General features: G+C 44.7%; 14 protein-coding genes. 8 read left to right on the top strand and 6 right to left on the bottom strand.

Annotated features, from left to right (window positions below):
- Window positions 1–60 precede the first annotated feature (60 nt).
- The 7 genes from KBS54_07100 (at window position 61) to KBS54_07070 (ending at window position 6,153) form a co-directional block, all read left to right on the top strand.
- Window positions 61–438 (top strand): four helix bundle protein, encoded by a 378-nt coding sequence (locus KBS54_07100; protein ID MBQ0055888.1) that lies wholly within the window; start codon window positions 61–63, stop codon window positions 436–438.
- A gap of 89 nt (window positions 439–527) precedes the next feature.
- Window positions 528–1,766, top strand: coding sequence for a nucleotide sugar dehydrogenase (locus KBS54_07095; protein ID MBQ0055887.1), 1,239 nt, complete (start codon window positions 528–530; stop codon window positions 1,764–1,766).
- 41 nt (window positions 1,767–1,807) lie between these two features.
- Window positions 1,808–2,773, top strand: a complete 966-nt coding sequence (gene rfaD, locus KBS54_07090; protein MBQ0055886.1) for an ADP-glyceromanno-heptose 6-epimerase — start codon at window positions 1,808–1,810, stop codon at window positions 2,771–2,773.
- 25 nt (window positions 2,774–2,798) lie between these two features.
- Window positions 2,799–4,271, top strand: a complete 1,473-nt coding sequence (rfaE2, locus tag KBS54_07085; protein MBQ0055885.1) for a D-glycero-beta-D-manno-heptose 1-phosphate adenylyltransferase — start codon at window positions 2,799–2,801, stop codon at window positions 4,269–4,271.
- Entirely contained in the window at window positions 4,268–4,807 is a 540-nt protein-coding gene (locus KBS54_07080) for an HAD family hydrolase (GenBank protein ID MBQ0055884.1), read from the top strand. The genes rfaE2 and KBS54_07080 overlap by 4 nt, the downstream gene beginning before the upstream one ends.
- A complete protein-coding gene (gene gmhA, locus KBS54_07075) occupies window positions 4,804–5,370 on the top strand; it encodes a D-sedoheptulose 7-phosphate isomerase (GenBank protein ID MBQ0055883.1) in 567 nt (188 codons plus the stop codon). Before KBS54_07080 ends, gmhA begins: the two co-directional genes overlap by 4 nt.
- Before the next feature lie 18 nt (window positions 5,371–5,388).
- Window positions 5,389–6,153, top strand: a complete 765-nt coding sequence (locus KBS54_07070; GenBank protein MBQ0055882.1) for a hypothetical protein — start codon at window positions 5,389–5,391, stop codon at window positions 6,151–6,153.
- A 57-nt stretch (window positions 6,154–6,210) separates the two neighbouring features.
- Here the strand turns inward: KBS54_07070 and KBS54_07065 are convergent, their stop codons facing one another.
- The 4 genes from KBS54_07065 to KBS54_07050 all read right to left on the bottom strand — a co-directional run bounded on the left by KBS54_07065 (window position 6,211) and on the right by KBS54_07050 (window position 8,865).
- Window positions 6,211–7,197, bottom strand: coding sequence for a HipA domain-containing protein (locus KBS54_07065; protein ID MBQ0055881.1), 987 nt, complete (start codon window positions 7,195–7,197; stop codon window positions 6,211–6,213).
- Complete coding sequence (locus KBS54_07060) at window positions 7,194–7,523, bottom strand: HipA N-terminal domain-containing protein (GenBank protein MBQ0055880.1); 330 nt, start codon at window positions 7,521–7,523, stop codon at window positions 7,194–7,196. Before KBS54_07060 ends, KBS54_07065 begins: the two co-directional genes overlap by 4 nt.
- Entirely contained in the window at window positions 7,523–7,726 is a 204-nt protein-coding gene (locus tag KBS54_07055; GenBank protein MBQ0055879.1) for a helix-turn-helix transcriptional regulator, read from the bottom strand. The genes KBS54_07060 and KBS54_07055 overlap by 1 nt, the downstream gene beginning before the upstream one ends.
- Before the next feature lie 131 nt (window positions 7,727–7,857).
- The gene (locus tag KBS54_07050; GenBank protein MBQ0055878.1) at window positions 7,858–8,865 is read right to left on the bottom strand and encodes a glycosyltransferase family 9 protein; all 1,008 of its coding nucleotides are present in this window, start codon (window positions 8,863–8,865) and stop codon (window positions 7,858–7,860) included.
- A gap of 217 nt (window positions 8,866–9,082) precedes the next feature.
- On the opposite strand from KBS54_07050, the gene KBS54_07045 reads away from it, so the two are divergent.
- Window positions 9,083–10,390, top strand: coding sequence for an ATP-binding protein (locus KBS54_07045; GenBank protein ID MBQ0055877.1), 1,308 nt, complete (start codon window positions 9,083–9,085; stop codon window positions 10,388–10,390).
- A 191-nt stretch (window positions 10,391–10,581) separates the two neighbouring features.
- Here KBS54_07045 and KBS54_07040 read toward each other — a convergent pair whose 3' ends face one another.
- On the bottom strand, window positions 10,582–11,871 hold the full coding sequence (locus tag KBS54_07040; protein ID MBQ0055876.1) for a putative DNA binding domain-containing protein: 1,290 nt from the start codon (window positions 11,869–11,871) through the stop codon (window positions 10,582–10,584).
- Between the two features lie 704 nt (window positions 11,872–12,575).
- Window positions 12,576–13,211: hypothetical protein (locus tag KBS54_07035; protein MBQ0055875.1), on the bottom strand; the 636-nt coding region annotated here is incomplete at its 5' end.

Genomic DNA, 13,211 nt, shown 5'->3' with positions numbered 1-13,211 from the left:
ATTAAGAATGAAGAATGAATGAAGAACGAATGAGGGCAAGGTGGTTTAAAGGCGGTTTAGATGAAAAAAGATAATCCTATTCTTGATAAAAGCGAAAAATTTGCCGTTAAAGTCGCCGGATTGTGCAAACAGCTTCAGCAACACAAAGAATTTGTTGTTTCCAATCAACTGTACAGGAGTGCAACAAGCATAGGCGCCAATGTCGTGGAAGCTCAGGGAGCGCTGTCAAAGGCTGACTTTTTTGCAAAGATGAAAATTGCGGATAAGGAAGCCAAAGAAACTGCTTATTGGCTTAGGTTGCTTTATAACACAAAACAGCTTTCAGAGAACGATTTTACGGGTTTTGAAAACAATATTGATGAGATTTGCAGAATGCTGACCTCAATATGCAGAACAACAGAACAAAATCTTAAAGCAGAAAAAGCAAAGAAAAACTAAATCTTCTGTTTGAAGTACGATAAAGAAGTTTTTAATTCTTAATTCTTCATTATTCATTCTTCATTCAGCATTTTACGGAGGTAATTGAAATGCGTATAGCAGTAGCCGGCACCGGATACGTAGGACTCTCACTTGCAGTGCTCCTTGCACAGCACAACGAAGTAACCGCGGTTGACGTTATACCGGAAAAAGTAAAACTCATAAACAGCAAAAAATCGCCCATACAGGACGACTGCATAGAAAAATACCTTGCGGAAAAAGAACTTAACCTCACCGCAACCCTTGACGGAACAAAAGCGTACTCGGAAGCCGACTACGTAATCATAGCCACACCCACAAACTACGACCCCGACAAACAGTACTTTGACACCTCGGCAGTCGAAAACGTAATAGAACAAGTAATAAAACTCAACCCGAAAGCAACAATGATAATCAAATCAACAATACCCGTAGGCTACACAGAAAGCGTACGGGCAAAATACAACTGCGGCAAAATAATATTCAGCCCCGAATTCCTCCGTGAATCAAAAGCGCTCTACGACAACCTCTACCCCAGCAGAATAATAGTAGGCTGCCCCAAAGACGACAAAGAAATGTACGCAAAAGCCGAAACCTTTGCAAAATTACTCGTTGAAGGAGCAAAAAAAGAAAACATAGACGTAAAAATAGTCGGACTCACGGAAGCAGAAGCAATAAAACTGTTCTCCAACTGCTACCTTGCGCTCAGAGTAGCATACTTCAACGAACTTGACACCTACGCTGAACTCAAAGGACTCGACACAAAACAAATAATAGACGGAGTAAGCTTAGATCCCAGAATAGGCACACACTACAACAACCCGAGCTTCGGCTACGGAGGCTACTGCCTCCCCAAAGACACCAAACAGCTCCTTGCCAACTACGAAGGAGTACCGCAAAACCTGATAAAAGCAATAGTAGAAAGCAACAGAACAAGAAAAACCTTCATAGCCGACAGAGTACTCAAAAAAACAGGCTGGAAAGAATACTACGAAGACATAGACGAAGACATAATAAACAAAAAAGCGGCGACAATAGGCATCTACCGCCTAACCATGAAATCCAACTCCGACAACTTCCGGCAGAGTGCCATACAGGGAGTAATGAAAAGAGTAAAACAAAAAGGGGCTCAGGTAATAATCTACGAACCCACGCTCGAAAACGGCAGCGAATTCTTCGGCAGCAAAATCGTCAACGACCTTGACGAATTCAAACGCACGGCGGATGTAATAATCGCCAACCGTTCGGACGCCTGTCTTGACGACGTAAAAGAAAAACTGTATTCAAGAGATTTGTTCAGAAGAGATTAAAATATCTGTAACGGTAAATCAAAATTTGCGGAGGTACTGCAATGAAAGTTATATTAACAGGCGGCGCAGGATTTATAGGAAGCTGCATGCTGCGTACGCTCAACGATGCGGGATGCGATGACGTAATCGTTGTGGACAACATTGCTTCGACTGAAAAATGGAGAAATCTTGTCAACAAACGCTATATTGAATATTTCAACAAAGCGGAGTTCCTTCCCGTTCTGCCGCAGATAAAGGACGTTTCAGCGGTTGTGCATCTCGGTGCCTGCTCGGCAACAACCGAGAAAGATTTTGATTACCTTTACAAAAATAATCTGAATTACAGCAAAACACTCTGGAATTATTGTGCTGAGCGCGGAATTCCGTTCCTTTACGCAAGCAGTGCCGCGACCTACGGAGACGGCAGCGAAGGCTTTGACGACAAAAGTGACATTAAAAAACTGCGTCCTCTGAACGGCTACGGCTACTCAAAACAGTTGTTTGACCTTTGGGCTGAAAAAAAGGCAAAACGTCCGCCGCAGCACGTCGGAATGAAATTTTTCAATGTCTACGGACCCAACGAATATTTCAAAGGTTCCATGGCGAGCGTTATTTTCCATTCTTTTAATACGCTGAAAGAGTATGACAGTATAAAGCTTTTCAAATCCTATCTTCCGGAATACGCGCACGGTGAACAGAGACGCGATTTTGTCTATGTGAAAGACATTTGCAGCGTTATAAAATTCTTCCTTGAGCATCCCGACAAAAGCGGATTGTTCAACCTTGGTACAGGACATGCCCAAAGCTTCAACGACCTGGCAAAAGCGGTATTCCATGCGCTGGACAGAAAAGTTTCCATAGAGTACACGGAAATGCCGGAAGGTCTGCGTGCGAAATATCAGTATTTTACGGAAGCGGACATTGAAAAACTTCGCAATGCCGGATATGACGCGCCGTTTGCGGCACTTGAAGAAGGTGCTGGGGACTACGTCAGAAATTATCTGGCAAAGGATTGCGCAGTCTATTAAACGAAACGAAAGCCGGTGATATTTTATGCCCCGTAATTTTATAGCTGAACTGGGTCTTTCAAAAGGACTGGTTGAAAAAGCCAGGCAGATTTGTTCCGGCAGATTTGAAGACTGCCGCGTTGCTGTCGCGGGCGATCTCATGCTTGACTGCTACATAAGCGGCAAGGTTAAACGCATTTCCCCGGAAGCCCCTGTTCCCGTTGTCCGTATGACAGACGAGAAATTTGTACTTGGCGGCGCCGGAAACGCGCTGGCAAACCTTTCGGGGCTTGGTGTTCAGATTATTCCTGCTGGGAGACTGGGCAGCGATATGTACGCGGCGCGGTTTTTGGGAGATCCTGCAATGAGGGACGTTGATAGTTCAAATATTATTATGAGAGGACAGACAAGCGTTAAAACAAGAATTCTCGGCGGACATCAGCAAATGCTCCGTCTGGACAAAGAGGTTTATATTGAAACAACGGAAAATGAGGCTAAGCAAAGAGCTTCGCGGCTTCTTGCCGATGAACCGGACTGTGTTGTTATCTCAGACTACGGCAAGGGATATTGTTCAGAGGCATTATGCCGAAGACTTTCGGCATTATGTGAAAAAAGATTCATTCCGCTGCTTATAGACCCCAAAAAAGCAGACTGGAGCTGCTATTCAGGCGCATATCTCATCACCCCCAACGTTAAAGAGCTTGGAGAAGCGTCAGGACGTGAAATAAAGAACGAAGACTCAGAAATTGTCAACGCGGCGCGTGAGCTGATTGAAAAGTATGACATAGAAAATATTCTTGTCACCCGTTCGGAAAAAGGTTCAACGCTTGTTTCGGACGATTTTGTAAAGCACATACCGGCAAGCGCTGTCGAGGTCTACGACGTATCGGGCGCCGGAGATACCACGATATCAACGATAGCGGCATTTTTGGCAGCAGGGCTTGAACTTCCGGAATGCTGCGAACTTGCGAACCTCGCTTCACAGTTTGTCGTTGGAAAGGTCGGCACTTATCCCATAAAAGCAGAAGACCTGCTCGGGCTTCTCAAAGAAGCGGGTTTTTCTTACATGGACAAAATTGTCAGCAGGGAAGAGGCGGCAAAAACCTGTGCTGAGTGGAAAGCCGCAGGCAGAAAAGTAATCTTTACAAACGGCTGCTTTGACATAATCCACAGCGGCCACATAGACTCGCTCAACAAGGCAAAAGAACTTGGCGACAGACTTATTGTCGGGCTTAACTCCGACGCCTCCGTAAAGCGGCTTAAAGGCGAAAGACGGCCTGTAAACGGTGAAGCGGACAGGGCAAAAATACTTGCCGCGCTGGAAGCCGTAGACCTTGTTGTCATCTTCGGCGAAGATACGCCGCACGAACTGCTTTCCGTGCTGCATCCGAACGTAATCGCCAAGGGCGGCGACTATTTGCCGGAGCAGGTCGCAGGGCGCGAATTTGCGGACGAAGTTGCAATAATTCCGCTTACGCAGGGTTATTCGACGACCGGAATTATTGAAAAGATTAAATGAAAATAATAATCCTTGACAGGGACGGAACGCTTAACGCAGATACAGGCTATCTGCACGAGCCTGAAAAAGCGGTGCTGTGCGAAGGCGCTGCGGAAGGGCTGAAAAAGCTTGCCGCAGAAGGCTTTCATTTTGTGGTTGTTTCAAATCAGTCAGGGATAGGCAGGGGCTATTTTACAAAACGGGAACTCAACGCAACGAACGAAAAAATTGCGTCTCTGTTTGCAGAGCAAGGCGTAAAAATAGATGCTTTCTTCTGCTGCCCGCATCTGCCGGAAGCAGAATGCAGCTGCAGAAAACCTGAAACAGGACTGGTGGAGCAGGCGGCAAAAAAGCTCGGTTTTTCGCGCAGCGACATATTCTGCGCAATAGGTGACAAAAAATCTGACGTGCAGCTTGCGGAAAAACTGGAAGTGCCGTCGGTGCTTGTTTTTACAGGCTACGGCAAAGAGCAGTATGAAAAAGGTGTCCGCGGAACGTACAATGCAAGAGATTTGAACGAAGCGGCGGATATCCTGATTGGGGTGCTGAAAAAATGACAGACGCTGAAATCTTTCTTAAAAATCTGAACGAACACAGGGAAACTGCGGCAAAAATGGACGTTCTTGCCCGGTCTGTTGCCGAAGCGGGAAGTTTAATTCGTGAAACGCTGGCAAACGGCGGACGCGTAATGTTCTGCGGCAACGGTGGGTCTGCGGCAGACGCGCAGCACCTTGCGGCAGAACTCAGCGGACGCTACCTCAAAAACCGCAGTCCGCTTGCAGGCATGGCGCTTCACTGCGACACGTCGGCGCTTACGGCAATCGCGAACGATTTCTCCTTTGACGAAATATATTCCCGTCAGGTTAAAGCGCACGGCAGAAAAGGCGACCTGCTTGTGGGAATTTCCACAAGCGGAAACAGCAAAAACGTGCTGAACGCAATGCTTGCGGCGCATGAACTTGAAGTGAAAACAATAGCCATGACGGGCGAAAGCGGCGGCAAAATGGCGGAAATCGCCGACGTTCTGCTCAATGTTCCGTCCTCTTTTACGCCGAGAATACAGGAAATGCACATACTTATCGGGCATACGCTGTGCGAAGCTGCGGAAAAAGATTTTTAACCGCGGGGAAAAAATTGAATGTTAAACTTGCTCAAAGGCAGAATTGACAGGGAAACGGCAAAAAAATACGGAATACGCATTGCAGGTGCGTATCTGTTCTTTGTGCTTTTGCAGATATTTGGAGAAGGGCGTTTGAACGCGTACGGGCTGCTTCACAGTTTTTTACCGTTTATTGCCTGCGCGCTGCTGATAAATGCAACGGCATATTTTGCGGCTGACGAAAAAAAATTCGCAAAAGTTTACGGAATACTGATGTTTCTGTTCCTTTCGGTCGACCTCATTAAATTTCTTGTCAACGATGCGATACCCTATGCGGAAAACGAATACTTCATCTGCTTCTGCACGGGAATATCCTGCACGCTAATGCTTACAACCTTTCTGCTTAACCGCTGCGTTTTCATAAACGCGGCGTCGTATCTGCTTTGGGCGTGGATACTGGCGCCTGTTTCAGTACTGTGGAATTACTATTTCACTACGGGACAGTGGTTTACGGCGGAAAGCTACTGGGAATTCAAACACGCAAGCTTTGCGTCCGCGATAGAATACGTGCTTGCAATGCGCTGGTACGTCATACCGCTGATAATCCTCTTCAGCCTGCTGATACTCCGCTTTATCTGGCATGCCGCTAAAATAAAAGGCCGCAGCCTTAACTTCAAACAGTTTGTTCTCATCTTCGCGCTTCTTGCCTGCAGCTGCCTCATGTTCCAGCAGCACAGGGACAATCAGGTAATGGAAATTTACTACACGGCGCGCGACGTGCTTTCGGTAAAATACGGACGGTAAATTTTAGAACAAAAAACAAAGCGCCGGTTTCCGGCGCTTTTGTTGTAATTCACACGGCTATTCTGCCAGTATCTTTATCCTTTCCGATATCAGTTTTTCAAAATCAATCTTCATCTGTTCAGGCAGAAGCGAATTGCGGCACAGAGCAGTATATTGGGAATATCTGTTCACAATACTTGCAACCAGATTGTCGGCTGCATGCGGTGGAATACCGCACACCCTTGCAAATTCGGTGAAATCTTTTCTGTGTATGTTATTTTTTTTGCCATTCAGCGTAAGCGCGAGCTGCTCTGTATCGGCAGGGATGACAAGATTAACGGGAAGCATGTCGTAGGCTTCCGACAACACATATACACGGCTTTTGGGCGATGTTTCGATAAGAGAGAAATTTTTCAGGTGCATATCGGAATTGCCGACTGCAAACGAAAAGACAACACGCAGATACAACTCGGTCATATCAAGACCTGCACGTGAAGAATATTCCGAGACTATCTTTGCGCAGCTCTCATACGAACCTTTATATTTATCAGGGGTCATACGCCCGGCCAGTTGGCAAAAATCTTCCATTGCAAACATTTGCACTGCATTGTCTTTTAAACCAAGTTTTCTGTCAATGCGTTTTGTTATGTAGGCAGGCTCGTTATTTCCGCCGTCATTCAGCAGCGCAAATGGCACAGTTTTTATTCCTGAAAGCCGTGCCATACTCATAACAAGGTATTCCGCCTCGGGAAGTGCAGGATATTCCACTGTTTGAGGTTTAAGGATATAGCCTGACGGAAAATCGACAAGAGTCAGACGGGGTTTTTCTGAAGCACTGCCGGCTGAGAGATGCAGTGAAAGCTTCTTCTGTACGCCCGGTACTGTATAACCGCGCTGCGTACTTTTCTCTGCAAGCTCTTCTATAACATTATTCGTTATGCTGATGTCAGGAAGAAACCTTGTTCCGAAAAAGTTACGGACACATTTATTATGCCAGCCGGTTTGCAGTTCATCGGGAGAAAGATTTTTGCCTAAAGGTTTTCCGCAGCAAAGACAATTTATCATTGTACAATCTCCCTGACAGATACGCAGCCGATACAATCCCTGCACGCGGCGAGCAAAATACCAAACCTGTCGTCTGCTCTCAGCTTCCAGTTGCGAACGACAACGTCCAACAGCCAGCCCTCAGGAATAAGCCCGTCAAAAAAAGCGAACAGAGTTTTTGAAAAATATGGCTCTTTATTAAGAGGCAGGGTTAAACTGACCGGTACAGCGTTGTCCTTTTTTAAATATGCTGTATCATACACAAAAGAATAACCTTCGTCGGTTTCACGCAGAATACCGGCAAAAATGTCGTGTACGTAAATTTCTGCTGCCCGGTAAGCCGCCATTATTGCTTGTCAACCCTGCACGGCACAATCTCTGCGCCAAACATTGCGAGCGCCTGGTTAACCTTATCCATGCGGACAGACGGCTTGCCCTGTTCCAAATCACGGACGAAGCGCAGCCCTAATCCCGAACGAAGAGCAAATTCCTTTTGGGTAAGTCCTGCAGTTTTTCTGCTTTGCTTGATAAAAGCAGCGACCTTATTCACACATACCGCCTCCGCAAAATAATTTATACCCTAACGGGGATAATGTCAATATATAAAAATATATTATACCCTTTAAGGTATAATATAAATTAATTAGACACTGTTGTATGAGTCAGAACTGTATGCTTCAATCAGAGTGAAGGCTTGGATAACAGTTCCTTTTCAAATTTTTTGAAACCGTCGTAAGCCATATCAGGTGTAAGGAGTGCCATGCACGGTTTGGGGCAGTCATAATTCCAGCAGCCGGGTGTAGGACAATTTGTAAGCACTTCGCGATACCACGGCATTGTAAAACCAAGTTTTTGACTTGGAGTACAGCCAAATAAACCTAATGTAGGAGTTCCTGAAAGTCCTGCCAAATTTAATGGACCTGTATCTACTCCCACAGCGGCTTTGCAAGCTTGAATTGCCGCACACATTTGGTCATAATTAAGTTTATCAGTCAAATCAAGAATTTTTGACTTATCCGAAATTTGCGAAATGTAGTAATCATTGTTTTTACGTTCTTCGTCACCGTGACCGTTGAGAACAACGCACCAACCGTCTGCAATCAGCCTGTTCAGCAGTTGCGGCCAATATTCAACAGGCCAGAATTTATGCAGTTTGCTCGCCATTGTAATACAAAAAAGTCTTTTTTCCGGGAAGCCTTCATACAGTTTTGCGGCGTATTCCTTCGCAGCTTTGGAAGGCTGTACCATTGGTGTGTCTCGCAGGTTTTTGTCTATGCCGAGCTCTTCAAACAGCTCCCACACGTTCTTATCGTAATAAAAACTTTCAAACATACTTTTATAACCGTAACACTGCGTGATGCCAGAAAGCTTGGCGACAAAAGCGGCCGAAACGGCGTTGTGAACGGAAACGAGAGTATCAAAATGTCTTGACCGAACTTCTGCAACGCAGTTCAGCAGCCCGGCAGGTTTGTGTTTGCTGTCCCAGTAAATAAAATCCTCAAAACAGTCCTGAGGCTCAACAATATTTGCAAATTCAGGGCGCGTAAGCATTGTAAGCTTTGCGTCGGGAAAACGGCGTTTGAACAGACGCGCCCTTGCGATTGCCTGAAGCACGTCGCCGAACGCTCCGAAACGAATCCATAAAACCTTTGAAGGTGTGAACATTGCATATCCTCGTCTCTGCTGCATTTTAAGCCTGAACGGCTTAACGTCCGCAGTTTAATATATTTCGCGGCAAAATGCAAGTTTTATAAAACAGCTCTTGGTTTTGCAAAAAGTCGCTTGAAAAAATCCCGATTTTTGCAAAAAGTCGCTTGAAAAAATCCCGATTTTTACAAAAAGTCGCTTGAAAAAATCCTTAAGTATAGTATAATACAAAGCGAAAAAGCTGACAGGAGCTGATTGAATGCTTAAACGAAAAATTGAGGCAGCGTTTTCGCAGTGGAAAAACCGATCGGTGCGGAATCCACTTGTTGTAAAAGGCTGCAGACAATGCGGAAAAACGTCTTCAGTGCTTGCGTTTGCGGAAAGAAATTATAAGCACGTTATCAGGATTGATTTTTATCAAAATCCTGCCTACCGCTCAATTTTCGAGGGTTCTCTTTCCGTTGACGACATAATTATGAAAATGACAGCCTTTCTTGGCAGTGCAGCTGCCTTTGAAGCAGGGAATACAGTTATAGTTCTTGATGAAATACAGGAATGTCCGGAAGCAAGAACGGCATTAAAATTTTTTCAGCTTGACGGACGATTTGACGTTATATGTACAGGTTCGCTGCTTGGAATAAGCGGATACGGGCAGCCTAAATCCGTGCCTGTAGGCTATGAAACAATAATTGACATGCGCCCCATGGACTTCGAGGAATTCCTGTGGGCAAACGGCATTGCGGAAGAAACGATTGCGTATCTGCGCGGCTGCATTGAAACGGCGACCCCTGTTGAAACTGCACTGCATCTGCGCTTTCGCGAGCTTTTTCTGCAGTATGCCATTGTCGGGGGAATGCCCCGCGCAGTACAGCTTTTCGCAGATACAAAGCGGTTGAACGAAGTACTGGAAATACAGAGAGGTATAATAAGGGATTACAGGGACGATATGCTTAAATATGCGCCTGACAGCGACAAAAGCAAAATAGTCGAATGCTTTGACTCAATCCCTGCGCAGCTTGCAAAGGAAAACAAGAAATTTATGTATTCAGCGGTGCGGAAAAAAGGCAGCGCCTCAAAATTTGAAGGCAGCCTGCAGTGGATAGAAGACGCCGGAATAATATCCCGCTGCTATAATCTCAATGCCCTTGAGCTTCCGCTGGAAGGCAATGCGGACAAAAGCTGTTTCAAGGTTTATATGAACGATACCGGGCTTTTTGTGAGTATGCTTGAAGACGGGACACAAAGCGACATTCTGACAGGAAATCTGAACATATACAAAGGGGCGCTGTATGAAGCGCTTGCCGCTGACTGCTTTGTAAAAGCAGGACGCAGACTTTACTACTATAAAAAAGACAGCGGACTGGAAATTGATTTTGCAATACGCAGAAACAATAAGTGCGTTCCCGTAGAAGTAAAAGCCGCGACCGGCAATGCGAAAAGCCTGAAAACAGTTGCTGCGCATGAAGAAAAATACCACGTTTCGCAGGCTCTCAAGCTTGGCGACTACAATATTGGAAGCAGCGGCAAAATAACAACAATGCCGCTCTATGCAGCGGCATTTCTGTAAAATTTGCAGGCCGCCTACCGATTTTTGGGTAAAAATTGATTTTTCCGCATAAACACACGCTTTACACGAATTTATATCACACTTTTCGAGGGAAGTTTAGGGTAAATTATCACACTTTTCGAGGGAACTTATTATGCAATATTGTCGTAAAATAACTGCGCCCCGTCAGATGACAGGACGCAGGGGATATCTTATATCACAACCCAATATCCTCCCTTGTCGGGACCTTCGCGCAGCAGACGTTTTTCCTGCTTTAACTGTCTGATTGCTTTTTCAACGGTACTGTGCGACAGCTTTGTTGTATGTGTCAAATCCGCTATTGTAACATTCGGGTTTTCTCTTATTAAAGACAAAATGACATCAGTATTTTTCTCCCTGTTTTTCTCCCTGTTTTTCTCCCTGTTTTTCTCAAATGGGAAAGTAACTCGCAGAAAATGCTCCATAAACGTGAAAACAGACGGACTGTAAGCAGATAGAATCTTATCCATACCGGAGCCGATATGTTCTACGAGCTCCAAGTCTTTGAAAATACGCATTAACTCTCTGTTTCTTGGCATAGAAACGCCGCTGAAAAACTCGTCTCTGCTTAAGCCTGTAACCAAACCGCCGTAAGACGTTATCTCCAGCCTGTCTGAATAAATTTCAAACAGCGGCGGAACTTCCCGCGTATAGTCGTTATGTACGATAAAATTAACAACAGCTTCCTTCGCCGCACGTGTATTCCACAGCGGTACATCGTTTCTGCCTGTATATGTAATTTCAGTAGAGACAGTATTTTCGATATCCAATTTCTCCAGCACGGACTTAGTTGACTTGATAAGCGAACAATAGCCGTATTCTCTGTACTCAGTTAAATTTTGTTTATCTGTTCCGGAATATTTTGCTACTTTAATAGAGGTTGCGTTCCTGTCTGCCAAAAGATATGCGGCGTAATTATATTTCCCGTCGGCTGTAAGCAAATCAAGATTTTTTGCAAAATTACCGTTTAAAGACAGTCCTTTTTCCTGATAATAAATTCTTAGCTGCTCAAAAGTTAAATCTTGATGAGGTGAAACAATATTTTTAAGCGTGTCGCGTGTTCTTCTTGAATATAAATCGGCAATCTGTCCTTCAGTCATTTCCTGAACAGAAGTCCCCACGCGTATGAAACAACCCTTGGGAGACATGCCCTTTGACTTGTTGTAATAAGGCTTTTCATTGCCGCTTGAAATAATAATATGGAGAACAGTTTTACCCTCAACTTGCTCTATCAGCACGTCAAACAAGCCAAGAACAGACGGTTGGATGCTATCCCGCAGCATGTTGATTATTCTGAGCTGTGTTTCGTCAGGTTTTTCAACGCCGTACACAACACCAACATTATCTACGCCAACGTAGATATGTCCACCTAAGGAATAATTCAGAAAACCTATAACATCTTTCAGAATTGTATCCGAAAATTCCTGCTTATACTCTATGGTATTGCTTTCTGTTGTCTGCATATCGAGATTATATCATAAAATACGGGTAAGAGTTCTGATTATAAACTACCCCTCCCCCAATTTTTGCTTGGCGGTCTTTGCCTGTAAAACAATTGTGCCCTGTCAGATGACAGGACGCAGGTAATCTGTTATCCGCGTTACAAACCGAATTTTTCAGTCAGTTTGTCAAACTTTTCGCGGACGTTCTCAGATCTTTTTAGGTATAATTCTGCCAAAATACGCAGATTTGACAATAATTATGATTAATATATAATTCTCGCATCAACACTGAGCGACCCGCGGCTCTATAACTCAGCGGAATGAAAACACTGCGGGAGTTTAGCTCCCGCATTTTTGACGGCAGCTGACTGGGGGAATAGATATGAGAACCCTGCAGAGAATAATGAAGTTGCTTGAAGAAAAAAACATAATCAGGCGTATTGGAAAAGCGCGTGGCGGCAACTGGGAAATACAACCGTAATTGGCGGGTATTTTGCAGACAGCTCAACCGAAAATTCACTGTCCTGTTGCCTTCAAACAACTGCGCCCTGTCAGATGACAGGGCGCAGGGTAAACTGTTATCCGCGCTGCAAACCGAATTTTTCAGCCGCTTCGGAAAAACGGCATTTGAGCGGCCGTGCCCTTGCGACTGTCTGAAACACATCGCCGAATGCGCCGAAACGAAGCTATAAAACTTTTGAACGTGTGTGTATAGTCATTTTCTGTTACAGCTTATATTTTTCAACCAGTTCGTCAAATTTTTCGCGAACCTTTTCAACTTTTAGTTCAGCAAGGACATTTGCATTACGTTTTTTATGATAAAAAGTTTGCAGTCTTTCTGCTCTCGCAACAGCAAATACTAACCAAGGAACATTATAACCTGCTTCAATAGGTTGAATGTAATCAAAAATTCCAACAGTTGGTACTCCGCAAAGTGCTACAAGGTGTAAAGGTCCAGTATCATGCCCAGCAGCAATTTGGCATGCACTTGCAACACCAATCATGTGCACAAAGTTGAGTTTACCAACCAAATTTAAGGTGTTTGTTTGTGGCAGCGCATCTGCTATTTTATCTGCTACAGCTTGTTCTGTTGGTCCATAGCCGTTAAGGACAATCCCCCAGCCTGCTTCTGCAAGCGGTTTTAAGAAATCAATCCAGTGTTCTGTCGGCCACATTTTGTTAATGCTACTTGCTCCTATGACACAAAAAATTTTTTTCTTATCCTGTAGCGGGGCGAGAATGTTTTTTGCAAAAGCAATATTTTCCTCTGAAGCAAACAGAGATTTTTCAGTCCGTTGGAACAAGTTTATTCCGTGCGCTTTTGTCCAATCATAAATGTTTGCCGTTTCCAAGAACGGCAG

Source organism: Candidatus Equadaptatus faecalis, assembly GCA_018065065.1.
GTDB classification, from domain to species: Bacteria; Synergistota; Synergistia; order Synergistales; family Synergistaceae; genus Equadaptatus; species Equadaptatus faecalis.
This window is presented reverse-complemented; position numbering and strand designations above follow the sequence as displayed.

What these genes read in the sequence shown, in the direction of transcription:
- KBS54_07060 (MBQ0055880.1), bottom strand. Translation starts at nt 7,523, where the DNA reads ATGGCGGCTTACCGGGCAGCAGAAATTTACGTACACGACATTTTTGCC.
- KBS54_07065 (MBQ0055881.1), bottom strand. Translation starts at nt 7,197, where the DNA reads ATGATAAATTGTCTTTGCTGCGGAAAACCTTTAGGCAAAAATCTTTCT.
- KBS54_07040 (MBQ0055876.1), bottom strand. Translation starts at nt 11,871, where the DNA reads ATGCAGACAACAGAAAGCAATACCATAGAGTATAAGCAGGAATTTTCG.
- rfaE2 (MBQ0055885.1), top strand. Translation starts at nt 2,799, where the DNA reads ATGCCCCGTAATTTTATAGCTGAACTGGGTCTTTCAAAAGGACTGGTT.
- KBS54_07050 (MBQ0055878.1), bottom strand. Translation starts at nt 8,865, where the DNA reads ATGCAGCAGAGACGAGGATATGCAATGTTCACACCTTCAAAGGTTTTA.
- KBS54_07070 (MBQ0055882.1), top strand. Translation starts at nt 5,389, where the DNA reads ATGTTAAACTTGCTCAAAGGCAGAATTGACAGGGAAACGGCAAAAAAA.
- rfaD (MBQ0055886.1), top strand. Translation starts at nt 1,808, where the DNA reads ATGAAAGTTATATTAACAGGCGGCGCAGGATTTATAGGAAGCTGCATG.
- KBS54_07080 (MBQ0055884.1), top strand. Translation starts at nt 4,268, where the DNA reads ATGAAAATAATAATCCTTGACAGGGACGGAACGCTTAACGCAGATACA.
- KBS54_07095 (MBQ0055887.1), top strand. Translation starts at nt 528, where the DNA reads ATGCGTATAGCAGTAGCCGGCACCGGATACGTAGGACTCTCACTTGCA.
- KBS54_07045 (MBQ0055877.1), top strand. Translation starts at nt 9,083, where the DNA reads ATGCTTAAACGAAAAATTGAGGCAGCGTTTTCGCAGTGGAAAAACCGA.
- gmhA (MBQ0055883.1), top strand. Translation starts at nt 4,804, where the DNA reads ATGACAGACGCTGAAATCTTTCTTAAAAATCTGAACGAACACAGGGAA.
- KBS54_07100 (MBQ0055888.1), top strand. Translation starts at nt 61, where the DNA reads ATGAAAAAAGATAATCCTATTCTTGATAAAAGCGAAAAATTTGCCGTT.